24 protein-coding genes are annotated in these 23980 nt (G+C 45.0%); 18 read left to right on the top strand and 6 right to left on the bottom strand.

Annotated features, from left to right (window positions below):
• Positions 1–117 precede the first annotated feature (117 nt).
• The 5 genes from ACESLK_RS00675 (at position 118) to ACESLK_RS00655 (ending at position 5612) form a co-directional block, all read left to right on the top strand.
• Complete coding sequence (locus ACESLK_RS00675) at positions 118–1416, top strand: ABC transporter substrate-binding protein (RefSeq protein ID WP_372660648.1); 1299 nt, start codon at positions 118–120, stop codon at positions 1414–1416.
• Positions 1417–1478: 62 nt separating this feature from the next.
• Complete coding sequence (locus ACESLK_RS00670; protein WP_372660645.1) at positions 1479–2363, top strand: carbohydrate ABC transporter permease; 885 nt, start codon at positions 1479–1481, stop codon at positions 2361–2363.
• Positions 2360–3184, top strand: a complete 825-nt coding sequence (locus ACESLK_RS00665; protein ID WP_372660642.1) for a carbohydrate ABC transporter permease — start codon at positions 2360–2362, stop codon at positions 3182–3184. Before ACESLK_RS00670 ends, ACESLK_RS00665 begins: the two co-directional genes overlap by 4 nt.
• Positions 3185–3299: 115 nt before the next feature.
• The gene (gene thrC, locus ACESLK_RS00660) at positions 3300–4703 is read left to right on the top strand and encodes a threonine synthase (RefSeq protein WP_372660638.1); all 1404 of its coding nucleotides are present in this window, start codon (positions 3300–3302) and stop codon (positions 4701–4703) included.
• A gap of 30 nt (positions 4704–4733) precedes the next feature.
• Positions 4734–5612, top strand: a complete 879-nt coding sequence (locus ACESLK_RS00655) for an ROK family protein (RefSeq protein ID WP_372660635.1) — start codon at positions 4734–4736, stop codon at positions 5610–5612.
• Positions 5613–6060: 448 nt separating this feature from the next.
• Here ACESLK_RS00655 and ACESLK_RS00650 read toward each other — a convergent pair whose 3' ends face one another.
• Positions 6061–6888 carry a sugar phosphate isomerase/epimerase family protein gene (locus tag ACESLK_RS00650; RefSeq protein ID WP_372660631.1) on the bottom strand — a complete coding sequence of 276 codons (828 nt, stop codon included), beginning with the start codon at positions 6886–6888 and terminating at the stop codon, positions 6061–6063.
• 277 nt (positions 6889–7165) lie between these two features.
• On the opposite strand from ACESLK_RS00650, the gene ACESLK_RS00645 reads away from it, so the two are divergent.
• On the top strand, positions 7166–7642 hold the full coding sequence (locus tag ACESLK_RS00645; protein WP_372660628.1) for a C40 family peptidase: 477 nt from the start codon (positions 7166–7168) through the stop codon (positions 7640–7642).
• Between the two features lie 398 nt (positions 7643–8040).
• Positions 8041–9393 carry a glycosyltransferase family 2 protein gene (locus ACESLK_RS00640; protein ID WP_372660625.1) on the top strand — a complete coding sequence of 451 codons (1353 nt, stop codon included), beginning with the start codon at positions 8041–8043 and terminating at the stop codon, positions 9391–9393.
• A 23-nt stretch (positions 9394–9416) separates the two neighbouring features.
• On the opposite strand, the gene ACESLK_RS00635 is transcribed toward ACESLK_RS00640, so the two are convergent.
• Positions 9417–9620, bottom strand: a complete 204-nt coding sequence (locus tag ACESLK_RS00635; protein ID WP_372660622.1) for a hypothetical protein — start codon at positions 9618–9620, stop codon at positions 9417–9419.
• A gap of 59 nt (positions 9621–9679) precedes the next feature.
• Positions 9680–10129: a hypothetical protein gene (locus tag ACESLK_RS00630; protein ID WP_372660619.1), complete on the bottom strand. Its 450-nt coding sequence runs from the start codon at positions 10127–10129 to the stop codon at positions 9680–9682.
• Positions 10130–10368: 239 nt separating this feature from the next.
• On the opposite strand from ACESLK_RS00630, the gene ACESLK_RS00625 reads away from it, so the two are divergent.
• From ACESLK_RS00625 to ACESLK_RS00595, 7 genes are all read left to right on the top strand, one after another.
• A complete protein-coding gene (locus tag ACESLK_RS00625) occupies positions 10369–11391 on the top strand; it encodes a glycosyltransferase family 4 protein (RefSeq protein WP_372660616.1) in 1023 nt (340 codons plus the stop codon).
• A gap of 30 nt (positions 11392–11421) precedes the next feature.
• Positions 11422–12381, top strand: coding sequence for a GDP-mannose 4,6-dehydratase (locus ACESLK_RS00620; RefSeq protein WP_372660613.1), 960 nt, complete (start codon positions 11422–11424; stop codon positions 12379–12381).
• A gap of 20 nt (positions 12382–12401) precedes the next feature.
• Positions 12402–13466, top strand: a complete 1065-nt coding sequence (locus ACESLK_RS00615) for a mannose-1-phosphate guanylyltransferase (protein ID WP_372660610.1) — start codon at positions 12402–12404, stop codon at positions 13464–13466.
• A 33-nt stretch (positions 13467–13499) separates the two neighbouring features.
• Positions 13500–14630, top strand: a complete 1131-nt coding sequence (locus ACESLK_RS00610; RefSeq protein ID WP_372660607.1) for a glycosyltransferase — start codon at positions 13500–13502, stop codon at positions 14628–14630.
• Positions 14631–14660: 30 nt separating this feature from the next.
• The gene (locus tag ACESLK_RS00605) at positions 14661–15794 is read left to right on the top strand and encodes a glycosyltransferase (RefSeq protein WP_372660604.1); all 1134 of its coding nucleotides are present in this window, start codon (positions 14661–14663) and stop codon (positions 15792–15794) included.
• Between the two features lie 3 nt (positions 15795–15797).
• A complete protein-coding gene (locus tag ACESLK_RS00600) occupies positions 15798–17129 on the top strand; it encodes a glycosyltransferase family 4 protein (RefSeq protein WP_372660601.1) in 1332 nt (443 codons plus the stop codon).
• Positions 17130–17242: 113 nt separating this feature from the next.
• Positions 17243–17935, top strand: coding sequence for an O-methyltransferase (locus tag ACESLK_RS00595; RefSeq protein WP_372660598.1), 693 nt, complete (start codon positions 17243–17245; stop codon positions 17933–17935).
• Between the two features lie 10 nt (positions 17936–17945).
• Here ACESLK_RS00595 and ACESLK_RS00590 read toward each other — a convergent pair whose 3' ends face one another.
• Entirely contained in the window at positions 17946–18095 is a 150-nt protein-coding gene (locus ACESLK_RS00590) for a hypothetical protein (protein WP_372660595.1), read from the bottom strand.
• Between the two features lie 44 nt (positions 18096–18139).
• Here ACESLK_RS00590 and ACESLK_RS00585 point away from each other — a divergent pair, with 44 nt between their 5' ends.
• On the top strand, positions 18140–19186 hold the full coding sequence (locus tag ACESLK_RS00585) for a hypothetical protein (RefSeq protein WP_372660592.1): 1047 nt from the start codon (positions 18140–18142) through the stop codon (positions 19184–19186).
• 221 nt (positions 19187–19407) lie between these two features.
• Here ACESLK_RS00585 and ACESLK_RS00580 read toward each other — a convergent pair whose 3' ends face one another.
• On the bottom strand, positions 19408–20172 hold the full coding sequence (locus ACESLK_RS00580; protein ID WP_372660589.1) for a sulfotransferase family 2 domain-containing protein: 765 nt from the start codon (positions 20170–20172) through the stop codon (positions 19408–19410).
• 293 nt (positions 20173–20465) lie between these two features.
• Here ACESLK_RS00580 and ACESLK_RS00575 point away from each other — a divergent pair, with 293 nt between their 5' ends.
• Complete coding sequence (locus ACESLK_RS00575) at positions 20466–21497, top strand: hypothetical protein (protein WP_372660585.1); 1032 nt, start codon at positions 20466–20468, stop codon at positions 21495–21497.
• Positions 21498–21761: 264 nt separating this feature from the next.
• Here ACESLK_RS00575 and cysC read toward each other — a convergent pair whose 3' ends face one another.
• Positions 21762–22370, bottom strand: a complete 609-nt coding sequence (gene cysC / locus ACESLK_RS00570) for an adenylyl-sulfate kinase (protein ID WP_372660582.1) — start codon at positions 22368–22370, stop codon at positions 21762–21764.
• Positions 22371–22743: 373 nt separating this feature from the next.
• Between cysC and ACESLK_RS00565 the strand changes: the two genes are divergently transcribed.
• Both ACESLK_RS00565 and ACESLK_RS00560 read left to right on the top strand, forming a co-directional pair.
• Complete coding sequence (locus ACESLK_RS00565) at positions 22744–23328, top strand: TerD family protein (protein ID WP_372660579.1); 585 nt, start codon at positions 22744–22746, stop codon at positions 23326–23328.
• Between the two features lie 48 nt (positions 23329–23376).
• Positions 23377–23952, top strand: a complete 576-nt coding sequence (locus ACESLK_RS00560; RefSeq protein WP_372660576.1) for a TerD family protein — start codon at positions 23377–23379, stop codon at positions 23950–23952.
• Positions 23953–23980: the final 28 nt, after the last annotated feature.

Below are 23980 nucleotides of genomic sequence, written 5' to 3'. Positions count from 1 at the left end.
CTCATTCGCAACGATTGACAACCTTTTGCGCAACAATATGAATTCCTGCTCCTCTTTAGAACGACTATAATCGCATATGTAAGTGCTTACAATAATGAATGACTAGGGGGAATCGGGATGAAGAGATGGGTTGGGATAAGCAGCACCATTCTATTATGCTTGTCAGTTTTGCTAAGTGCCTGTGGAGGCGGGAATAACGCGGAATCGTCTGGAAGCGCTAACAGCGGGGAAGCAAGCAAAGAGAATACGGATAAGAAAGTGAAGCTAAGCATCCTGTCTTGGAACAATGAGAAAGAAATGACTCCCGTACTGGATCAATTTAAGAAGAAATATCCGCACATTTCGTTCGATTTCCAGAATGCACCTCCGGTTAAAGACTATATCGCCAAGCTGCAAACGATGCTCTTATCCGATACGGCAACCGACATCTTCATCATCGCGGCGGAGAACCGCAATGAGATCATCGACGGCGGTTATGCCCTCGATCTAACCGATCAGCCGTTCATGTCAGCCATGGTAGACGGGAACAAACCGATGCTGAGTAAAGAGGGAAGAACGTACGCATTCACGCAGACCGGCTGGGCCGGAGGTATATACTACAATAAGGAGCTGTTCGAAAAAGCGGGAATAACGAAGAACCCCACGACTTGGGATGAATTTATTCAAATGTGCTTGAAGCTGAAGGAAGCCGGAATTATCCCGCTTTACGATAATATGCAGGATGTCACAACGATCCATTCCACTTTGTTCGCTAACCTGCAGTTGTCGAAGGATAAGGATATTGATGCCAAGATCTTCTCTGGAGAGACAACCTTCTCGGATACCTGGACTGAAGTGTTCAAGATCTGGAAGAAGGATTTAATCGACAACAAAATTCTTACGCCGGATATGATTGGCCTTACCGGCGATCAGATCGTTAATGAATTCGCGCTTGGGAATGTCGCTATGTTCCTGGGCGGACCATGGAATATCGGAACGCTGGAACAAACAAATCCGGACCTGAAGTTCGATATGATGGCAGTACCGGGGCCGGATCCGGCAGGCGGGAATTACTTTGCGGGAGCACCCGGAGTCGGGTTTGCCATCAATAGCAAAACCAAATACAAGGATGAAGCACTGCTATTCCTACAATTCCTAACTTCAACTGAAGGCTTGAAAGCCTTCGAAGAAGGAACGGGAGCCATTATGACAGCGCATGGATATGAGGGCAAAGTTCATCCGGCTTTGAACAGCGCTTATAATGATGGGCTGATGCAAGGGAAAATCTATTTGCCGATGGTTTCTTGGCCGAGACATCAAGAAGCGCTAAGAAGTCAGTTTGTCATATCGATACAAGATTTAGTCGTTGGCAAGGTGACACCAGAACAAGTAACGGAAGCGCTGGATAAGAAATTGAAGGAAATGGAAAATAAATAAAATCAGGGTACTTAAAGGGTATGGGAATCACCCCTGCCCTTTGCTATCCGAAGGAGGTAAATGTGGTCAGGCTATTGCGCCAGCTGCAGTTCCAAATCTTTCTGCTTCCTATCCTGATCGTTTATACGCTGTTCAGCATTTACCCGCTTTTTAAATCCCTATTGCTTAGCTTTACTAATTTTGACGGCTATACGAAAGCTTTTGATTTTGTCGGTATCAAAAACTACAAGCTCATTTTCAGTGATGACGCAATCGTGTCGGGAATGTCCTATACGCTGATGTTCGCCATATTCAGCACGCTGCTGATTACGGTTCTTGCCATTCCGCTTGCTATGATCTTGGACCAGAAGTTCTATACAAGCAAGCTGCACCGGGCAATCTTCTTCTTCCCCTCCATTCCGAGCGGACTATTGCTCGCGTACATTTGGGGGTTCATATTAGCTCCTATTTCCTCTGGCGTTCTGAACAAAGTGCTTAAGGAGCTGTTTAATCTTGGTCCGCAGCCCTGGCTGTCTGATCCGCTGTTAGCCAAGCTTTCTACAATTGCCGTCGCGGCATGGGCGTCCGCCGGATGGCATGCGGTGCTCTATCTGGCGTTCCTTCAATCGATTTCCAGGGATTATTATGAAGCCGCCGCGATTGACGGTGCAAATCGCTGGCAGCAAATCCGTTATATCACACTGCCTTTATTGTCGCCCGCGATGACCATTAGCGTGATGCTGCTTCTTACCGGGGGCTTGAAGGTGTTCGAAATTCCGTTTGCATTAACCCGGGGCGGTCCCGGATTCGAGACGCATACGATTACACAGGTTATCGTTCTCAGGGGGATTACCGAAACCCAGTATGGTCTCGCCTCCGCGATGTCCATAGTCTTCTTCCTGATCGTCCTGCTAATCGCCTATTTCCAGGTGACCTTGATGCAGAAGAGGGAGGAACGCAACCGATGACGAACGCTCCCAGAAGGATTTGGATCCTTGACTTGCTAATGCTTCCCATCGGAGTTATCGTTTTCTTCCCGTTCTATTTGATCATTATTAATACGTTCAAGAGCCTGAAGGAAACGGCGCTAAATCCGATAAGTCTTCCCAAGGAATGGATATTCACTAACTATGTCCAGGTTTTCGAGGAAACGCCGCTTCTTCGCAGCATGGGCAACAGTACGACCATTACGGTGGCATCGGTAATTCTCATGGTGTTGATTGGCGCGATGGCAGCTTATCCGGTCGTCTTTAATGACAATCGGTTGAACCGCGGGGTCACGGTTTACTTACTCGCGGGTTTCATGATTCCTTTTCAGACCACGTTAATCCCGTTGTTTCAGCTAATGACCGACTTGAACCTCATTGATAAAATGTATGGTTTAGTTATTCTCTATCTGGGCGGGGCTGTCTTCGTCTTCTTCCTTATGATGGGTTATATGAAGACGATTCCGAAGGAGCTTACAGAGGCTGCCATTATTGATGGGTGCAGCGTTTGGGGCATTTTCTGGCGCATTATATTGCCGCTCCTGAAGCCTATAACCGTAACAAGCATTATTTACCAAACGATGTGGATATGGAATGATTTTCTGGCACCGATGCTATTTCTTAACTCCCAGAGCAAAGCCACGCTAGTCATACAAATTTATAAGGCCAAAGGTGAGTACTCCGTGAATTGGCCGATGTTCATGACGTTAACGGTCATCTCGCTCGTGCCGATCTTTATCTTCTTTCTCGTGATGCAGAAACAGATCGTTAAAGGTATCGTAGGCGGAGCCATAAAAGGCTAGGAAAAATCGAAACGACAGCAACTTAACCATCTCGAATTTTCGGGGTGGTTTTTTTCGTCGATTTCATTCACAATATACGAAAGATCATTAGTTGAATTTGTGAGGAGAATAAACGATGAAGTACATCAGCACGAGAGGGAAAGTAGCGCCTATCGGTTTTATTGATATGTTCCTGATGGGACTTGGCGAAGATGGCGGTCTTATCGTTCCCGAGACTATTCCTACGGTATCCAAGCAACAGCTTGAGGAGTGGGCTAAGCTTTCTTATGAAGATTTGATGTTCGAGATTTTCTCGTTATTCACGAACAACGAAATTCCGGAGCAGGACCTGAAGACTCTTATTAAGGATAGCTATGCAAGCTTTACAAGTCCGAATGTGCTGCCCCTTACGACCTTAAATGATTCGCTCTATGTCCTGGAGCTCTTCCACGGACCGACATTCGCATTCAAGGATGTTGCCTTGCAGTTCATGGGTAACCTGTATGCCTATGTCGCTAAGAAGTATAATACGGTCATTAACATACTGGGCGCGACTTCCGGAGACACTGGCGCATCGGCTATTAGCAGCGTTCGCGGCAAGGAAGGCATTCAAATCTGCATCCTTCATCCGAATGGCAAGGTCAGCCGCGTGCAAGAGCTTCAGATGACGACGGTTCAAGATGATAATGTGCTGAACCTTTCCGTGAACGGAACTTTCGACGATTGTCAGCAGGTCATTAAGGAGCTTTTCGCGGATATTCCATTCAAGACCAAATATCATCTCCGTGCCATTAACTCCATTAACTTTGTACGTATTCTCGCTCAATCGGTGTATTATTTCTACGCCTATCTGCAGTTGCCTAAGGAAGTCAGGGCGAATGGAGTCAGTTTCAGCATCCCTACGGGGAACTTCGGTAATATTTTCTCAGGCTACTTAGCTAAGAAGATGGGATTGCCGATCAAGCAGCTGATATTAGCAACGAATGAGAACAACATTCTGGAAAGGTTTATCCGAGAAGGCGTCTATAAGCCGGATGAATTCCGCAGCACGCACAGTCCTTCCATGGATATTCAGATCGCTAGTAATTTCGAACGCTACCTGTATTATATGAGCGGGGAAAATGCGCAGGCCGTGTCTGCTCGTATGGAGCAGTTCAAAGCGGATGGCCAGCTTACGTTCAAGGGAGCGGAGCTTGAGAAGATTCAACTGGATCTGACTGCTTATAGCGTTAATAATGCCGAGTGCTTAAGTACAATTCAGGCTTATCAAGAACGTTATGGTTATTTGCTTGATCCTCATTCCGCTTGCGGGATTGCCGCTTACGAGGAAGCGGGCCGCAAGGAGGATGGCGTATTTGTCTCGCTGGCGACTGCGCATCCTGCGAAGTTCGATGAAGCGATTCGTCTGATCGGAATTAAGCAGGAGTTCCCGGAACGGATTCAAGAGCTCTTCGACAAACCGCAGCGCCAGGTCGTGACTGACTATGAGAAAGCGGATATCGTGGCTCAGCTTGAAGGGTTTTATCGGATAGAACAATAGAAAAGTTCATTAGTGCAGGGGGAAAAGACATTGTTAATAGGTGCTGTTGAAGCGGGCGGAACAAAATTTGTTTGCGGGATAGGGAATGAATCCGGTGAGATTCTGGAGCGCGTTAGTTTTCCGACGGAGCATCCGGTGAAGACGTTGGCGCAGGTTAAAGAATACTTCAAGAACAAGCAGGTGGAAGCCATCGGGATCGGGTCCTTCGGTCCGATTAACATTGATCGTTCCAGTGCGCATTATGGATACGTAACGACAACTCCGAAGCCGGGTTGGGCAAATTATCCGTTCCTTCCGGAACTTGCGAAGGTGTTGGATGTCCCTTTCGGTTGGGATACAGACGTCAATGCCGCTGCTCTAGGTGAAGCAACTTGGGGTGCCGCGCGGGGCTTAAGCAGTTGCCTCTACTACACCATCGGTACCGGAGTGGGAGTAGGCGTCTATTCGGAAGGCAAGCTGGTGCACGGCTTGGTGCATCCCGAAGGCGGCCACATTCTGACTCGGCGCCATCTGGAGGATACCTACTCGGGGAAATGTCCTTATCACGGCGATTGCTTGGAAGGAATGGCCGCGGGTCCGGCCATTGAAGACCGGTGGAAAATCAAAGCGAGTGAATTGCCAACGGATCATAAGGCTTGGGAGTTCGAGGCCTTCTACATCGGACAAGCGGTGGCATCCGCGATTCTGCTGCTCTCACCGCAGAAGATCATTCTGGGCGGCGGTGTAATGCACCAGATGCATCTCTTCCCGCTCATCCGTGAGCAAGTGAAGAACAATCTCAAAGGGTATGTAAGCGCTGCTGAAGTCACAGACAACATTGAAAGCTATATCGTTCCTCCAGGACTTGGGGATAACGCTGGACTCAGCGGATCGATTGCGCTTGGACTGCAGGCTTATCAGAACGCATAAATGAAAGACAGAGACCTTCAATCGAAAGGTCTCTGTCTTTTTTTTTTTTTCTACGGCTGACAAATTCACATACAAAAAATCGACAGCATACTTTACCTGCTTATTTCGTCGATTAACTGTACATAACTTGGGAATTCTGTGGGAGACCACAAAATGTATGCGAAAAATCATACATAATGAGCGGCTTACACACTGAATCAGTCGATTTTACACGAAAAATCATACATAAAACGCGATTTTAGACAAGAACCTGTAATTGTATTCGAAAAATCACATACATTCTCTGCATGTGTCTTGTTCATGCCAAAAACTGTCCACAATAAATCGACAGCCACTGTTAGATTAAAAGAGCCTTCAAATATCGATCTATTTGAGAGTTAGTTAATTGGTCTTCCACAGTTTTTTTGGATGATATGAAAGCATTTCTAGTTCTTAATAGTAGATGAAGCTATATAGTGTTCTCCACGATACGTTTGACTCTCTCTAGACCTTCCCACATATCGCCTGGACCGTCGTAGATTAAGACGTAAGCTCCGCTGAATCCGACTGATTTCACAGCATCCAGGCAGAGCAGAAGCTCTGCTTCGTCGGGTAATCCGTAAGCATCATAGTGTGGTTTAACATGAACGGATACGCTGCAAGGGATAGTCATTGCAATTTCCTCGTACTTGGCCGGTCCTTTATAATTGCCAAAGTCCGTAATCATGCCAACAGCAGAGCCGGCTTGTCGCAGCAGCTCTACGGAGCTGTCTCCCGTGGAAGTCAGCGCCTTGAAGTTCTCCGTGACCACACGTACACCTTGCGAAGCGGCATACAAAGCCAATCCCGCCAAAGCTTCCGCGGATTGCCTGATTGCAGGGTTGTCACCGGGCAATGCTTCGCCTGCGATGATCCGTATTTGTTTGGCTCCACATACGGACGCAATATCTATCCATTGGCTGATGAAGTCAATGTCAGCAGCTCTTCTTGCCGCATCCGAGGAAGTTAAGTCCCCGTAATCGAGCAACAGCGTATCGAATGAAACGCCGGCATTCGAGAAAGCACGCCGCATTTGTTCAAGGTAAGCTTCATCCGTAGACGGGAAGTGAAAATGACAAACCTCCACGGCTTTATACCCTCTTCGTGCTGCTTCTGAGGGCAGCTCTAGCAGCGTCAGCAACTCCGGTTGCTGCTGCTCATGAGTAACAAGTGTGTTTGTTTCGGCGTTCCATTGCGTCCAGCGAAGAGGACCGAGTATTCGGTGTAAGCTCCACGTGCTAAGGGATAAGTATGACATCGTAGTTCCCGCCTTTCTCGTCCGAATGAGAATCTAACTGAAGCCTATCATATGCTCGGAGCTCGGGTAAGCGCGTATTTGGCTCTTTTAATCACTCAATCTTGCTCTAAAGCGGAACATTAACGTTTTCTCACCTTTTTCTAAGAAAGCATACCAATGCACCGTGGGGACTGGGTTTCTTCTCACCTTGGTAAATATCGGCAATAAATCCTGTGTTATATTAATTCCTAACATCAAGGTTTATCCCAGCCAAGATAGTTTGGAGGAAATACGATTTATGAACGGGAAATACATAGGCAAATTTATGATGATTTGTATAATGATTGTAATAGGTTGGCTCGGATCGATCCTCGTTTCGCCTTCGAAGGTAAGTGCCGCAACGGCAGAGTCACTGGAGCTCATTTCTTATGGAAAACAGTACATCGGCGTGAATTATAAATATGGTGCAGCTAGCGGGATCGATTACGCATTCGATTGCTCGTCTTACACCCAATATGTTTTTAAGCAAATGGGAATTGAACTGCCACGCACTTCGGTAAGCCAGTCTTACATAGGCGAAAAGGTAAGCAAAGGCTACCTAAGCATTGGCGACCTCGTTTTCTTCAGAGCAAGCGGGGGCGGGATTGGCCACGTGGCTATTTATGCAGGGGATGGGAAGATCCTACACGCTAGCAGTAGTAAAGGCGTTGCATTATCAAGCATGGAATCAGGCTATTGGAAAAAAACTTATGTAACGGCTAGACGGGTATTGTAGAAGGTTAGAATAAGAACAGCCGAGGGAGTAACGGGACCAATTCCGTTATTCCTTCGGTTTTTTTAACATGTAGGGGTTAGGGTTGCCCTACTTCGATATTAGTTTTATTTCTACCTCTAATTGCTTCAAAAAACGGATAATAGTGAATTTAATGGTAAAAGTACCTGTAATATGATCGGTTTTAGCCGATATAGGTTGCTGGCGTCGAATTAGAAGTAGATTTACCGCTATATCTCCAAATACAGAAAATGCAATAAGATTAGTGGCAGATATACACCTAAGCACATTACATTCTCCGATACATCGCAAAGAGACCGAGAACCATTATACGGAGAGCTACATAGGATACAAATATCTATTGACACGGTCCTTGCCCATTGTTTGTTGAGAGGTGCTGCATGGTTGTTTTTATTCTAGATTTGGAGCAGAATCCCTTGGCGCTTCGTCAAACGGAGATAAGTGTCCAAAACGCACTTCCCGGCTTCAGGAGCATTCCGGTAGACGGCAATTTTGCGGCGATAATGAACCGCGTTATTGAAGCGTCCTCCGAGCCGTTTTTCATCACCTTATACGCGGGTGAGCAGCTGGTACAGGGATTTCATTCTGAATTGCAGGATTGGTTGCATGATCTCCCAGACGAATGTGCCGGAATATGCCTTCAACCCGCCGAGCCAATGTCCAATGTATTCCCATTATCTTCATTCACACCGCGAGGGCCAGTAGTCTGGAGAAGAGGAGCGGTTACGGGAAAAACCGGGGAATCTGGTGAAATGAGTGAAGTCAACGTAAAGGCATGCGCATCCGGAAGTTTTCTGACAAGCGTCAACCTCCCGTTCGAGCAATATGTACTGCTGGAAATGATGTACCGGCTCTCTTCTGCATGGACTTGGAGCGAATTTCGTACGCAGTCATGGAAGGGCGGCTTTTCTAACAGCCCTGGCTGGAGGAAATCCAAAGAAGAATGGTCCTGTATTCGCCCAATAATATCTTCTATTCCGCGTACAGTTTCAATGACGGCCATTCCAATTATTACTGTTGTCGTCTGTACATTCGATAACGCCGAATATTTGCCATGGTCGATACGCAGCATGCTTATTCAATCGTTCACAGATTGGGAACTGATCGTAATCGACGACGGATCTCAGGATGATACAGGGGAGAAGCTTCAGCCATTTGCAATTGACCCCCGTGTCATCCTGATCCGAAACGAAGAAAATCGCGGAAAAGCCTTCTGTTTAAACAAAGCGTTGTCTTTGGCAAGGGGAAGATGGTTGTTGGAGCTTGATGCGGATGACTGGCTGACTCCCGACTGTCTGGGAGTCATTGCGGAACAAGCTTCGTCATCGGATGACACCGGAGCATTCTATGCGCATCATTACGAATGGATTGAACGATCGAACAAACAACTGCTTTTTAAACGGATAGAATTGCCCATGCCCGAGGTAACCCCTGAACGATTATTGAGTTCCGCGTCTCCGCTCGCTCCAAGATGCTATCAGATTCGGATCTTGAAGAAGCTCAGAGGGTGGTGGGAGCACGATCCGTTTCAAGGAAGGTTATATGAAGACGTTCAGATGTTAATCCGAATTTCCAGCCGGCATACAGTAAAGCACATTCGGAAGGCGCTGTATCATCGCAGAATTCGAAATGCAAGCATCACGCGACGAAATCAGGGGAATTACGAGCGCTGGGCGGGATGGATGAAACGAGAGTTATTGCAGGCAGAGAATATAGAAGTTAATTACGATTAATGATTCTTTACGGCTGCAGTTGCCTAAGCTGAGAGAATACGAACAAATTCAGTATTTTCAATCACTACGTTTACTCGTACGGCAGACGGGGTATAGATAGTTTGGCTGGTCTGCACCGTGAACGTCCCTGGCGTTACGGCAACAAGCTGGCCGGAAAGGAATTGTGTTGTCTGGAAAACCTCTACGGTTCGACCGATAAAAGTCGCAAGTATATCGGCAAAATCCATTAAAACTCACCTCGCTTAGATCTTAGGGTACGCTCAAATATCAACCTCTCTAAACCTCTCTAAATAAACGAATTGATACTTTCAAATCGAACCAGCACGATCGCGCCCGAGGCCTCTAGTATTTGCGCGAAGTCTTCACCCACCGCAGTTAAGGTTCCGGTTATGGTTCCAGCATCCGTGTTGATCGTAATAACCGTGCCGATTCGGGCCTGAAGCAGGCTCCGCAGGGCATCTTCCTCTTCAGTTAATTCTCTGACTTCTGCCTGAAGGACATTCACGTCATTGCGCAGGGCGTTGGTAACCCCTTGGAGACCGATCAAAACTTCACCCAGCGCGTTTAATCTTCTTTGAAGAAACCTTGAGATTCGAGCAACCTGCCGGCGGAGCCGCTTAAACCGTTCGAGAAGGGATATTCCCCTTCTCTTTTTGCGTTTCTTAGGGATTTTTATCTTAAACTTCTTCGGGGGGCAGGAATCGGTTTTATCCTCGACTTTTAATGTCACAATCATAGCACTCTCCTTTGTCAAAAGTTGATGTACCATATGTCCACTAATAGACAGGGGAAACTCGTCTATCCCAAAGATGATGAAAAAACCCAGACATGCCCCAATAGGCAAGCCGATGATTTATCCGGTTCGGGACAAACGCCGTTTCCGAAGTACCCGATTGCCATATGAATAACTAATGCCTTTGATTATTTCCAGCATAAGGGTTTGATGGCGAAGAAAGGGGGTGCCCCGTTAGGGAGATGGATATTGTATATGTCCTGGAATCCACCGTTTTGGCCGGAGGCGTTAAAAATGTATTCGAGCAGGCGGACCGTCTGGCAGATCTGGGTTACCGCACGCAATTGTTTGCTCTGGGAGGACAACCGGAATGGTTCCCGCTTAGAACGATGATCAGGCAGTTTCCCAATTATTCGATTATGTCGAATGAGTTAAAAGAAATGGATGCAATAAAAGTCGCAACGTGGTGGAAGACCGCCCAGGTGGTATGGAACTGTTGCGATCCGAAGCAGGGCGGGTGCGGGATTCCTTTCTACCTTGTGCAGGATATCGAAGAAAGCTATTATACCCACTGGCCGGCAATGGGCGATCAAGTCCGCCAAACCTATAACATACCGATGCCGATTTTAACGATAGCAGAATGGACGACTAACCAGTTGTTGGAACATTATCGAAGAGACGCGATCCCTATCTCCATCGCGATCGATCAGGAAGTGTTCAAACCCTGCCGCTCTGACGGTTATGATCCTTACCGAATTGTTGCCTGCAGCCGGAAAAGCCAGCCTTTGAAAGGATACGACATAACCGTTCAGGCGGTTAAGGCTGTTTATCGCGAGCTCCCCCAAATTGCATTCGATACGTACGGGCTTGAGGATCCCGGCATTTACGGAATCCCGGGGCATCATTTATTTCGTCCCGATGATCGAACGATCGCGCAGCTTTATTCGAATTGCGGTGTATTTGTCCAAACTTCATATCATGAAGGTTTCGGACTCCCTATTCTTGAAGCGATGGCCTGCGGTACTCCGGTGGTCGTAACCAGAGCGGAAGGGAATGAAGAATTTTGCCATCATGAGAAGAACTGCGTCATGGTGGAAAAAGGGGACGTAGAAGGGGTTGCTCAAGGGATTGTCCGGGTGTTGACCGATCGCGAGTTCGCGGCGTCCATTTCCGCACAGGGAAGGGAAACCGCGCGGACGTACGATTGGGCGAAGGTCCTTCATCGTTTGGATCATATTTTCGGTCCATATGCCGGTAAGCGTTGAGCCATTATTAATCCGAGGAGGAACAATCCCTTGAAAGCATTAATTACTGGAGTTACCGGATTTGCGGGCAGCCACCTGGGAGAATACCTTTTGTCGCGCGGGGATATGGAAGTGTATGGGAGTTATCGTTTGAGAAGCCGCATGGACCATATCAAGCATCTTTTGCCGCATATCAGACTCGTAGAATGTGAACTGAAAGATCCTCATTCCGTCAATGAGATGATCCGGGAAATTCGGCCCGATTACATCTTTCACCTTGCCGCCCAAAGCTTTGTTCCTACCTCATGGAATTCACCCACGGATACCATGACTAATAATACCGTTGGCCAGATCAACATACTTGAGGCTGCGCGAAAATTCGATATCGACTGCAAAATACAAATTGCCTGCTCCAGCGAGGAGTACGGAATGGTCTACCCGGAAGAAACACCGATTAAGGAAACGAACCCGCTCAGGCCGCTCAGCCCATATGCCGTAAGCAAAGTAGCCCAAGATTATCTAGGGTACCAATATTATCACAGCTATGGATTAAAGGTCATAAGGACTCGAACCTTTAATCATACCGGGCCGCGGAGAGGGGAAAGTTTCGTGACATCGAATTTTGCCAAGCAGATCGCAGAGATCGAGCTCGGAACCAAGCCCTCTATCATTTATGTTGGAAACCTGCAGGCCAAGAGAGATTTCACCGATGTCCGCGATGTCGTGAAAGCTTATTGGGCCGCGCTTGAGAAAGGGGATCCCGGCGAAGTTTACAATATCTCATCCGGGGAAGCCTGTACCATTCACCAAATGCTGCAGACTCTATTGTCGTTTTCGAATGTGAAGATTGAGCTTAAAGTGGATCCCGAACGTCTGCGTCCCTCCGATGTGGAGATCCTTCTTGGGGACTGTACCAAATTCCGGGATAAAACGGGATGGAAACCTGAAATCGCCTTCGAACAAACATTGGAGGATCTTCTAAATTATTGGAGAGAGCAATTGAGAAATTGAATGGTCAGGAGGTGATCCCATTGCATTGTATTGTGATCTTGGCAGGCGGCAACGGCAAACGGTTATGGCCTAAAAGCCGCTTGGGTCGCCCCAAGCAATTCCTTTCCATTACCCATCGCCAATCGATGCTGCAATCGACGGTAAGTCGGTTTGCGAAATTCGTTCCCCTTCAGGATATCCATGTCGTAACGATACAGAAGTATGAACACATCGTGCTGGATCAACTTCCCTTCCTTTCCATATCCAATGTTATTGTTGAGCCCGAAGGTAAAGATACGGCGGCCTCTATCGGGCTTTCCGCCATACGCCAGCTTAATCGGGGCCGCGATCCCGTGATGGTAACGTCTCCGGCAGATGCTTATGTTCGAAACGATGAAGAGTTCGAAAAATGCATTGCCATCGCATCCGAAAAAGCGGCGAAACAAGATCATATCGTGACCATCGGAATTTCTCCCAACAAGCCGGAAACGGGTTTCGGATATATACAGGTGATCCCTGAAACGAATGAACTCTGTTATAAAGTGGAGAAGTTCATTGAAAAACCGGCAACCGAGTTGGCACGAAAGTTACTGACTACAGGCTTTCATTACTGGAACAGCGGGATTTTCGTCTGGAAGGCATCAACCATCCTTGGGATGATCGAAAAGCATTTACCGATGCTTTATACCGCTCTGATCCGAATGGAACGATCTTTCGGGCAAGAATCCGAACACCAGGTGATCGCGCAGGAATATAAGAGTATACCGCAACAATCGGTGGATTACGGAATTATCGAAAAAGCGGACAATGTGTATATGGTCCCGGCAACGTTCGGTTGGAACGACGTGGGTAATTGGGCATCTCTAGGAGAAATCGGGAAAGAGAAAGATGAAAACGGCAATACGGTTCTTGGAACCGGCGTGGGGATCGATACGCATCATTGCATTATCGACGGCAGGGAAATTCCGATCGCTGCGATCGGTTTGGAAAACATAATTATCGTCTCGACGAAAGATGCGATATTGGTATGCAAAAAAGGGCGTGAGCATGAAATCAAAGATATTTATGAACTTCTTCTGGATCGGGGAATGAACCATCTGCTTTAAGGCTGCAATTGCAAGTCGAGGGAGAGGGATGAAATGAAGCAACTCTCGTTTTTCTGTCCCTTATTCGATGCTTCGGGTTATGCGGAAGCGGCACGTTCGATTATCCTCGCCCTATTAGAAAGAGGTTATGAAATTCGCGTTATTCCTAAAGATGGGAACCAATTGGATGCAGGATTACCGGCCCTACAAAAACAAAAATTGTTGAAGCTATGTGGGGCCTCCGTTTTCCCTGATGGGCCGATTATTCATATATGCGCGGCTCAATTTTTCCTTCCCGTATGGGGCAGAATCAATATCGGGATGACCATGCTCGAATGTGAATGTTTGCCGCAGAATTGGGTAACCAGGTGCAATCTGATGGATCAAGTTTGGGTTCCGTCCACATTTAACTTGAAAACTTTCTGCAAAAGCGGCGTCCGTGAGGAAAAAATAAGAGTTGTCCCGATCGGAGTGGATGTAAATCGTTTCCACCCTGCTGTTGAACCCATGCCTTTAACAGGGTCTCAAAGCCGGGTTGTTTTCGTTGCCAACTTCGAGTGGATTCCCCGTAAAGGTTACGACCTGCTGCTGCGGGCTTATCTAGAGGAGTTTACAGCCTTAGACCAGGTAATGCTGGTTATCAGAACCTATGACGGAAACTGTTTTGATCCCGAGGGAACCAAAATGCACCACACGTGGAACGAGATGATTCAGAATAGGAATATCGAAAATCCTCCGTTCTTGCAACTGATCACGCACGGTTTGTCGTATGAACAAATTCCGTCGTTCTACACGGCGGGGGATTGCTATATTATACCGACCCGAGGAGAAGGTTGGAATTTGCCGGCTCTGGAAAGCATGGCATCCGGAATTCCGGTCATTACGACCAACTGGTCTGCACACCTCGATTTCGTAAACCGTGAGAACGGCTATTTAATTGAAGTGGAACATCTCGCACCTGTTCCGAGATTCGGGATTCCGAGCGACGCAATCTACAACGATTCCCGATGGGCCGTTCCCTCTTTGTCCCACATACGCAAATGGATGCGATACGCGGTTGAACATCCGGAGGATATCAGAGAAAAGGGGAAGCTGGCGAGACAACAAGTAGTGAGGAATTGGAGTACCGTCAAAATGGCAGATCGAATCGATTCCTTACTAAATGCAATAAGGTGTAATGGTTGATTATAATGACTGTTCCTCGGAGGTGGAAGCATGCAGGTTGTTTTTAGAAATACCTTTTATGAGCCTACAGGTTTTGGAAATAGTGCACGTCAGATAGCCTATAAAATGGAGGATGCCGGAATTGATGTAAAAATCGAAGCGTTGGGTAAAGTTTATCATTGCCTGGACGACGCTGAGCTTCAAAGATTACATGCCATGGAGAATAAACCTCTTCAAGAGGAACAGGTTTTGCTGACACTCGAAATCAATCGTCATCCTCACGAAAGGAGCCGATTTAAGAAAGCATTAAGCTGCACGATGTGGGAGACATCAAAGGCCCCGGAGGAAATGATTCATGGTATCAATCAATTCGACGGCCTGATCATTCCGAACGAATTCAATAGACAGTCTTTCTTAAATGGCGGGGCGAGAATTCCCCTATTTATTGCACCTTATGGTGTTGATTCCGACCTATACAGGCCAGAAGGTCCTCGTGATAGGCTTGGGGAAAGCGAGAATCTCTTTATCTTCTTATCCGTCTTTGGATGGTCCGAGCGTAAGGCGCCGCACATCTTATTGAATGCGTATTTGGAAGAATTTCATACGGATGAACCGGTTTTATTAATGATCAAAACCTTTGGGAACGATGTCGATAATTTTCCGCTTGAATGGTACGAAGAGGCTACTCAGGACATAACGAGCCGCAGTGATTTACCTCGGGTTCGTCTCATTACAAAGACAATGGCTCCTCGCCAGATGGCGGCATTCTACCGTGGTGCTGATTGCTTTGTAATGCCTACTCGGGGAGAGGGGGTTGGACTTCCCATTCTTGAAAGCATGGCTTGTCAGAAGCCGGTTATAGCTACAGGCTGGAGCAGTCATGTCGAATTTCTGAATCCAAGTAACGGATATTTAATTCCTTATAGACTGCTTCCTGCGAAGCCTTTGCATTATACAGAATTGTATAAGTCCGATCAAATTTGGGCTGACGCGGATGCGGGTTCGCTGCAGTTGTTAATGAGAAGAGTATATTCCCAGCGCCAGGAAGCATGGATTAAAGCCATTCATGCACGAGAAACAGCAAGGAAATGGAACTGGGATCGTACAGCTCAAGCGTTTATTGAGGCGATTGAGCTAACGGTGGGCGTCAAAGTAACGACTCGCGATTTGGAAAGAAGGCGATAGTGAATGAGAATTGGAATAGATATGAATTTTGCTCAGAATGCTTCTGTTTTCGAGGGGATTGGCAATTATACCTTCTCTCATATCACTCATTTGCTTGACCATCCAGATGTGCAATTATTTTATTTTCAACCTAATTACAACGAACTGAGCAGTGAAGATTTCAAAGCGGAGCTCTCCCGGTTTATCATTCAGAACGATATAGATGTTTTTCATTTTCCAAGTCCTATGGAAATGCCATTTCCTGAAATCATCCTTTATGATCAACTGCCTCAGTTTCGATTTACCGCCGTCGTTTACGATATTATTCCAGCAGTATTTCCTAAAGTTTATTTGCAGAACCCGGTAGATCAGCATCGATACTTTCTTCAATTAGCGATGCTTCACAAGCTAGATCATTTGTTCTCGATTTCAGATTATACCCGAAAGGATCATATCAGGTTTGGGTTTTCAGAAGAAAAAATGACTACGATTGGTATCGGCTGTGAAGATTTTTTCGTTTTAAAGGAAGGTGGAAACCGGCCTATCCCGCTTCTTCCGGAAAATAAGCCGTATATCCTTGCTTTTTCGCCGGCCGATTTTCGTAAAAATGCGAAGAGTTTGATTCAAGCCTTTGCACAAATGGTTAAACGCGTTAAAGACAATGATGTGCAACTTGTATTCGTTAATCATATCCCTGAACATATTCGGGAGCAAATGCACAGTATTACAGCTGATTGCGGATTGAGTGATCGTATTCATTATATAGGGCGTGTTTCGAAATCACAGTTACTTCAGATTTATAACCGGGCGATCGGTGTCGCTTTCCCAACGTTATACGAAGGAGCAGGCTTACCGGTTCTTGAGGCTATGCAATGTGCCGTTCCCGTACTTACTTCCACGACCACCTCGATGCCTGAGATGGTCGGAGACGCTGCCATACTTGTAGATCCTCACGATGTAAGCAGTATCTCTAAAGGACTTGAAGCCCTATGTTTCGATGTTGTATTGCGTGAGCGGCTCAAAAGACGCGCTTCTATTCACGTCGAACAGTTTAAGTGGAATGTAGTCGCAGATCGTACTCTCGCCGAATTTCGAAAATTGGCTGCCAGAGCTCCGCGTGTGAAGGAAGAAGAAGGGATGTTAAGTGAAAGTATGATAGAGGATATTGAAACTGAAGAAAAAACAAAAATGACTACCGAAAAAAATGAAACAATAATATATGATACTTTAAAACCTGTACGCAAAAATAATAATAAAAAAACAAAACGGCAAACCTCGAAAGTACGCTCGACGCGCAAAAGAAGAATGAGAATAAGAAAGAAAAGGAAACCGTCGCTTCAAAAAAAGACGTATTGACGACTTATTGCCATAGGTTAAGGTATAAACGTTAGCGGTTAAATGCGCATAAAATATTCATGTCCCGCTGATGATGCTATCGAATATGCAGTACTTAAAAAGGAGAAAAGTAAATGAACATAACTGACCTATTATTATCTCTCGATCCAACTCTCAAGCTCCATAGTGAGTCTGAATGGTCAGGTGGAGAGGAAGCAAAACTGTATTCCGCATTCAATTCTGGTGGTATTGAGTGTGAAACAGGTGAGTTTCTCTATGGGTTTGTCCGGCTTTTAAAGCCTGAATGGGTACTTGAGACAGGCACCCACTATGCAACAGGTGCCTCCTATATGGGCATGGCACTCAAAGACAATGGTAAGGGTAAACTTGATACCATTGAATTTTCGAGACCTATTCATGAACGGGCAGTTGAGCGAATACATCGAATGGGCTTACAAAATCAGGTAAATTTATATTGTAAAGATGTCAAAGATTTTGACCCAGGCGAGAAGAAATATAAGCTGATCTTGCTGGATACAGAGCCACAAACACGCTTTGCGGAGTTTATTAAATTCTACGACTACCTAGAAGAGGGTGGATTTATTTTTATCCATGACCTCCACAGGCATCTAGGACAAGAAGTAAGAGACAATCCAGACCATCCCAATCAACCCTATTGGCCGTGGGGGGAGATTCCAGGTGAAATATATGGTTTAGTTAAATACGAAAAAATAAGACCATTCCATTTTGCAACACCTCGTGGTCTCGCCGCGCTATATAAAACGCATCCGCGTGACTTTAAGTGGAGTAGAACAGGAGGACTGTAATATTAGAGATTCACTGAATGCCCTTGTGGTTTTTCACGCGAACCTGATAACGAGTGTGGAAAAGGCCACGAACCATTTCACCGTGGGTGTAGCCTTCATCATCACTCGTTTTTTCTTTGTTCAGTTCAAAGAGCGCCACAGCCAAGATCCCAAAGACCATGACTATAATTAAACGTTAACAAAAAAATTAAGGAGCGGGTAAATATGTTTTCAAGACCAATTGTTGTAACTGATTACCACCACGGTTCTCTTCTATATAGCTTCATTTTGTTGTTTGAAAAGCGATTCGGGGGAAGTGTTTTTCAACCTATTGGCTACGATTGGTATACCCATGGTTTCTGGAAAGTATTTGATCACCCGGATACTGTTGCACAGTACCTGGACACGAAAAGAGGAAACCCTCTTGAGAATAGCGACTCGGTATATTTATGCCCGGATACAGGTTTTACCTGCAAAGGTATTACCTTGAACGGTTTCTATCAAATGCCGGTTGATATTGTAATTGCTTCAATACCCGCTCATATTGAACCGTTTCATCGCCTTTGCCAAAGCCACCCCAATAAGCCAAAACTGATTTACCAAATTGGAAATGCTTGGTCTGTTGAAGCCGGACTTGGCCCAAATGTCATGGCAAGCTCAATAATAAAAAACGTACCGGAAAACATACACTATATTTCATACCACCAAGAATTTGACCTATCCGTTTTTTATCCCGACTTTTCCTTCCCAAGTCAAAATATTTATTCTTTTGTTAATTGTTTTACCGTAGCCGAAGGCTATGCCTCTGATTGGACGTGTTACGCTCCCGATTGGCAGTTATTTGAGACGGTTGAAAAAATGATGCCTGAATGGGCTTTTAAGAGCTTTGGCTCTGTATGTCGAGACGGTTGTGCGAGTACTCCTGAAGAATTAGCTGGGCGCATGAGAGAGGCCCGCTTTATCTGGCATACCAAATTTGGCGGGGATGGGTATGGCCATATTATCTATAACACTGCCGCCGTAGCACGGCCGATGATTGTTAAGATCGAATACTATCAAGATAAACTAGGGAAAGAGCTCATGATAGACGGGGTAACATGCGTTGCCATAGATGGATTAAGCCCTCAAGAGGTGGCAAATAAAATTCTCTACTATTCGGACGGACAGCGCTATGCAACTCTATGCAAAAATGTATACGAAAACTTTAAGGAGAAGGTCGATTTCGATCGGGAATCACAGGCCCTCCAACATTTTATACAAGGGTTGAAATAGGGCATACCAAATATGGAGGCGATGGATATGGCCATGTTATCTATAACACTGCGGATGTAGCACGGCTGATTATAAGTAACCTAACGCAGGTGAATTAAAGACAGGATTAGTTCACATTGAACTGATCCTGTCTTTTCCCATTTAAATCAATAAAATGCCATACACCTCATCTGAAGGTAAGCCGACAAAAATATTCTTCTGGCTCACCATACCGACCTGAGTTAACTGTTCCCCAAAAACGAATCCATCTCTTCTTTGGTTTTTAAATCTAAAGAATTAATCCTCTGAATCAAATATTCCTTGGCAAACTGATACAGTTGAATATCTAGCGAATTGCTTCTTTCAATAAATTCGATTAATTCTCTGGAAATTTGATCTCGTTTTTGGCGTTCAGGATTATCGTTGTGTTTGTGTCTGTGGAGATCAAGGCTGGTGATTTTATCCCATCCTAACTCTTTTTTCATTAGAAAAATGGATTCATTAAATAATTCCGTGATTCCAACCACTTTAAAGTCATTGGTGATACGTTTTGTTGCAAGTTTGAAGTCTGGAATACCACCGGTTATTAACAATGTTTGTTGATTGGGTTCATAAAATACATTTTTTGTCTCTACAAATTCTTTCAGGTCCTTGTTTCTAACAGAATCGTGGTCGGGAAACCAACGCTGTATATCATAGAAAAGTGAAAGAATGCGATCCACAGGTTCACGAAGCAATGTAATGTAGTGTAAAGGCCGCGGAAAATCACTATTAATTAACATTTTATGATTCTCACCACCCATATAAAGCCCCGTATAAAGCCCAAAGCCAAAATGGCCACAGATATATTTGGTACTTTCTTTCATCGCTTCTTCAATGATTTCTTCTGGACTGTTTAACCCCACGGGATTCGATTCATATTGTTGAACCAGAAAATTAACCCTCAAAGTAGACCCGGCCGTTTTCATTATGTGTGCAAAAACAACTAGTTCATTAGGATTTTGCATATTCATATTCCTCCCACAATAATTAAATGTTTGACTGATGGAATGATGAATACAAAATTTGCATCCATTCGTATCATAGAATTAATCATGATCTCTAAAATTCTATGTACATATTATGATTCATTCGCTTGTCTTGTTGACAATGTTTTAGGCCTAGTTTTTATCTTTCCTGTTAATATTTTTTAGACCTTGTTATAGATAGGTGTCCAAGCAAATCAAGTTATTCATTCATATCATTTATTAATGATAAAATCTCGTATACTGGCATCATCGTAAAGCCAGGGGTGGATGATATGTTTACAATACCAATTGTTTTTACAGACTTTCATCACGGTTCTCTTCTGTTAAGCCTCATATTATTTTTCGAAAAGCGACTTGGAGGCACTATAACGACACCAATCGGCGTTGAATGGTATACTCAAGGGTTTTGGAAAATAAGGGATCATCCTGATGTAATCCGAGAATTTCTTGAACCTGTTGGAAAAGGAGAATCATTGAAAGACAATCGCTCCATTTATATGTGTCAGGATCGCAGCGGTTTTACTTACAAAGGTGTCACATTGGATGGTTTTTATGAATTACCGGTTGATATTGTCATTGCTTCCCTGCCCGAACATGTTGAGCCGTTTTGGCGACTTTGCCAAACTCATCCAAGTAAACCGAAGCTTGTTTTCCAAATAGGTAACGATTGGCAGATGCAGCAGTGGATCGCGCCGAACGTGATGACAAGCGCAGTCATAAAAAGCATTCCTAAGCACATACATTCCATTCTTTATCACCAGGAATTTGATCTGTCTATGTTTCATCCGGACTTTTCTCTCCCCGGGAATTATATTCATTCCTTCGTTAACTGCTTTATTGATGAAGGCGGTTGCGCCCGCGATTATCAATTATTCCAAACAGTTGAAGCGTTAATGCCGAACTGGACGTTTAAGAGTTATGGCGTTGAATGTCGTAACGGTAATATTTCCGGACACCAGGTTATAGCAGAGCAAATGAGGAAAGCGCGTTTTATTTGGCATACCAAATATGGTGGCGACGGGTATGGTCATATTATTTATAATAGTGCGGCCATGGCACGACCCCTGATCGTAAAGGCGGAATATTATAATGAAAAGCTAGGAAAAGAGCTTATGGTAGACGGCGTAACATGCCTTTCCATTGACGGTTTATCCCCGCAAGAAATAGTAAATAAAATACTTTACTACTCAGAGGAAAATCGCTATTCAGCATTATGCAAAAATATGTATGATAACTTTAAGCTTAAGGTTGATTTTGATAAAGAAGGAGAAGAACTGAAACATTTTATAAAAAATTTACTATGAGCTGTCAACTTAAAATTTGAATACAATGCGGGGAAAGCAGATGGATTGGATTCAATATGGCCAAATTTCTTTCTGCAGGCGAATTAAAGACAGGATTAGTTCACATTGAACTGATCCTGTCTTTTCCCATTTAAATCAATAAAATGCCATAAACCTCATCTGAAGGTCCTGAAAATTTGCCGTGCCACGGAGGTTATCGTCTAAAATGGGTTTCTCTTCGTGAATATACCGTTGATGGATGGAAGTCAGTCTAATTTTACAAAATCAAGTACAAAGCAATTCTCTTTCTTCCAAATACTGAATAATGGTATCGACCATTGCCGCTAAACTTCGTTTTTCGGTATCCATGATGAGGTCGGGATTTATGGGAGACTCATATGGAGACGTAAGACCCGTAAAGTTGGAAATTTCCCCAGACCTTGCTTTTTTGTATAACCCCTTGGGATCCCTTCGTTCACATTCTTCAATAGAGCATTTCACATAAATTTCAATATACTCGCCTTCCCGAAACATCGAACGGACGCTATCCCGATCCGCCTTGTAAGGAGAAATACAGGCAACCAGAACGAATAGTCCGGCATCGGAGAGCAGCTTGGACACTTCTCCAATTCGCCGGATATTTTCCGTTCGATCTTCCGGGGCGAAGCCAAGATTTTTATTTAATCCCTGCCGAATATTGTCGCCGTCCAATACATAGGATCGAATCCTCTGGGCGTAAAGTTTCCGTTCCACTGCAGTCGCCAGTGTTGATTTTCCCGCTCCTGATAAGCCGGTAAACCATAGGACACAGCTCCTGTGACAATTTAACGCATGACGATCGCTTATATTTAATGATGTTTTATGCCATACCGTATTCGAAGCATCAGGTTGCATCAGAGTACCCCTCCCATTTCATACAAGCAGAATTCCGTAGACTTCCTCTGTAAGCAAAAGACTGCCCTTGCCCAATATTTGTTCCTAACACAATATGAGCGGGAATAAGTTCCGGCTTGGGTTAACGTTAAGGAGGTTCAAACTTTTTTTGACGTTTATGCTTGTTTGGAAGGGAAAATCTGTTAAACGACTCGTTAGTTGCTTTAAATTAGGGTATAATTTACATGTTGTGCAAATCCATCGAAATTTACATGTTTTGCTGAAACCTTTTTGTCGCAATACCGTAAACAATGTTAGTCGATGGATAATGCCTATAGTAATTCAATCGTAGATGCAAGAGATTACCCATGTTGAAAGGGAGGCGCCCGTTGAAATGACGATTTCTCTAGTAAAAGGACAGAAGATCGATTTGACGAAGGGTAACGCCGGGCTCAGCAAAATCGTTGTTGGCCTTGGATGGAATCCGGTTGAGAAGAAGAGCTTCTTCGGCTCCAAGAAAGTGGATATTGACTGTGATGCTTCCGCGCTGCTGCTCGATGAGAACGGAAAGCTGCAAGGTAAGAATCTTGTTTGCTTCCATAACCTGAAGAGCCCTGACGGTTCAGTCGTTCATTCCGGCGACAACCGCACAGGTGAAGGTGATGGCGATGATGAGCAAATTCACGTTGACCTAGGCCGTATTCCTGCGAATATTCACAAAATATTGATGGTTGTTAATATTTACGATTGCGTTAACCGTAAGCAGGATTTCGGAATGATCTCCTCTGCGTATATCCGCGTGCTGAACGATACCAACCAACAGGAATTGATCCGGTTTAACCTGACGGATAACTATGCCGGCAAGACGGCTCTTGTTGTCGGCGAAATTTATCGCCACAGCGGAGAATGGAAGTTTAACGCAATTGGCGAAGGAACAAATGCGCCGCACGTTGATATATTGGCACGCAGTTACCAATAATAAATGACGGTTAAACCAAATAAACTAAAATGAGAAGAGGTCTTCACAATGTCGATAAGCTTATCTAAAGGACAAAAAATTGATCTTACGAAAACAAACCCGGGATTGACGAAGGTAGTAGTTGGACTAGGTTGGGATACGAACAAGTATGATGGGGGCAAAGATTTCGATTTAGACGCTTCTATATTCTGTCTTAATGCAGCAGGCAAAGCAGGTTCGGAGAAGGACTTCATTTTTTACAACAACACCAAGAATGCTAATGGTTCCGTCGTACATACTGGCGACAACTTGACTGGCGAAGGTGACGGAGATGACGAGCAAGTAAAAGTAAACCTTACTGCGGTACCTCCGGAAGTGGAGAAAATCGCATTCTGTATCACGATCCACGAAGCTGCGGAGAGAAGCCAGAACTTCGGCCAAGTGACCAATGCTTTCGTTCGTGTCGTGAATGAAGACTCGGGCGCTGAGATTATCCGTTATGACCTTGGAGAAGATTTCTCCGTTGAAACGGCTGTAGTCGTTGGTGAATTGTATCGTCACGGCGGGGAATGGAAATTCAACGCTGTAGGCAGCGGATATAAAGAAGGCCTTACAGGGTTGGTTAAAGACTATGGTTTGATGTAAATTAATTCCCGTTACTTTAGGGGCCGCT

It is taken from the genome of Cohnella sp. (assembly GCF_041640265.1).
GTDB lineage: Bacteria > Bacillota > Bacilli > Paenibacillales > Paenibacillaceae > Cohnella.
This window is presented reverse-complemented; position numbering and strand designations above follow the sequence as displayed.

Bases quoted from the DNA above. Each gene is read 5' to 3' on its own strand.
- ACESLK_RS00675 (WP_372660648.1), top strand. From the start codon at position 118: ATGAAGAGATGGGTTGGGATAAGCAGCACCATTCTATTATGCTTGTCA.
- ACESLK_RS00665 (WP_372660642.1), top strand. From the start codon at position 2,360: ATGACGAACGCTCCCAGAAGGATTTGGATCCTTGACTTGCTAATGCTT.
- thrC (WP_372660638.1), top strand. From the start codon at position 3,300: ATGAAGTACATCAGCACGAGAGGGAAAGTAGCGCCTATCGGTTTTATT.
- ACESLK_RS00650 (WP_372660631.1), bottom strand. From the start codon at position 6,888: ATGTCATACTTATCCCTTAGCACGTGGAGCTTACACCGAATACTCGGT.
- ACESLK_RS00645 (WP_372660628.1), top strand. From the start codon at position 7,166: ATGAACGGGAAATACATAGGCAAATTTATGATGATTTGTATAATGATT.
- ACESLK_RS00640 (WP_372660625.1), top strand. From the start codon at position 8,041: ATGGTTGTTTTTATTCTAGATTTGGAGCAGAATCCCTTGGCGCTTCGT.
- ACESLK_RS00635 (WP_372660622.1), bottom strand. From the start codon at position 9,620: ATGGATTTTGCCGATATACTTGCGACTTTTATCGGTCGAACCGTAGAG.
- ACESLK_RS00630 (WP_372660619.1), bottom strand. From the start codon at position 10,129: ATGATTGTGACATTAAAAGTCGAGGATAAAACCGATTCCTGCCCCCCG.
- ACESLK_RS00625 (WP_372660616.1), top strand. From the start codon at position 10,369: ATGGATATTGTATATGTCCTGGAATCCACCGTTTTGGCCGGAGGCGTT.
- ACESLK_RS00610 (WP_372660607.1), top strand. From the start codon at position 13,500: ATGAAGCAACTCTCGTTTTTCTGTCCCTTATTCGATGCTTCGGGTTAT.
- ACESLK_RS00605 (WP_372660604.1), top strand. From the start codon at position 14,661: ATGCAGGTTGTTTTTAGAAATACCTTTTATGAGCCTACAGGTTTTGGA.
- ACESLK_RS00600 (WP_372660601.1), top strand. From the start codon at position 15,798: ATGAGAATTGGAATAGATATGAATTTTGCTCAGAATGCTTCTGTTTTC.
- ACESLK_RS00595 (WP_372660598.1), top strand. From the start codon at position 17,243: ATGAACATAACTGACCTATTATTATCTCTCGATCCAACTCTCAAGCTC.
- ACESLK_RS00590 (WP_372660595.1), bottom strand. From the start codon at position 18,095: ATGGTCTTTGGGATCTTGGCTGTGGCGCTCTTTGAACTGAACAAAGAA.
- ACESLK_RS00585 (WP_372660592.1), top strand. From the start codon at position 18,140: ATGTTTTCAAGACCAATTGTTGTAACTGATTACCACCACGGTTCTCTT.
- ACESLK_RS00580 (WP_372660589.1), bottom strand. From the start codon at position 20,172: ATGCAAAATCCTAATGAACTAGTTGTTTTTGCACACATAATGAAAACG.
- ACESLK_RS00575 (WP_372660585.1), top strand. From the start codon at position 20,466: ATGTTTACAATACCAATTGTTTTTACAGACTTTCATCACGGTTCTCTT.
- cysC (WP_372660582.1), bottom strand. From the start codon at position 22,370: ATGCAACCTGATGCTTCGAATACGGTATGGCATAAAACATCATTAAAT.
- ACESLK_RS00565 (WP_372660579.1), top strand. From the start codon at position 22,744: ATGACGATTTCTCTAGTAAAAGGACAGAAGATCGATTTGACGAAGGGT.
- ACESLK_RS00560 (WP_372660576.1), top strand. From the start codon at position 23,377: ATGTCGATAAGCTTATCTAAAGGACAAAAAATTGATCTTACGAAAACA.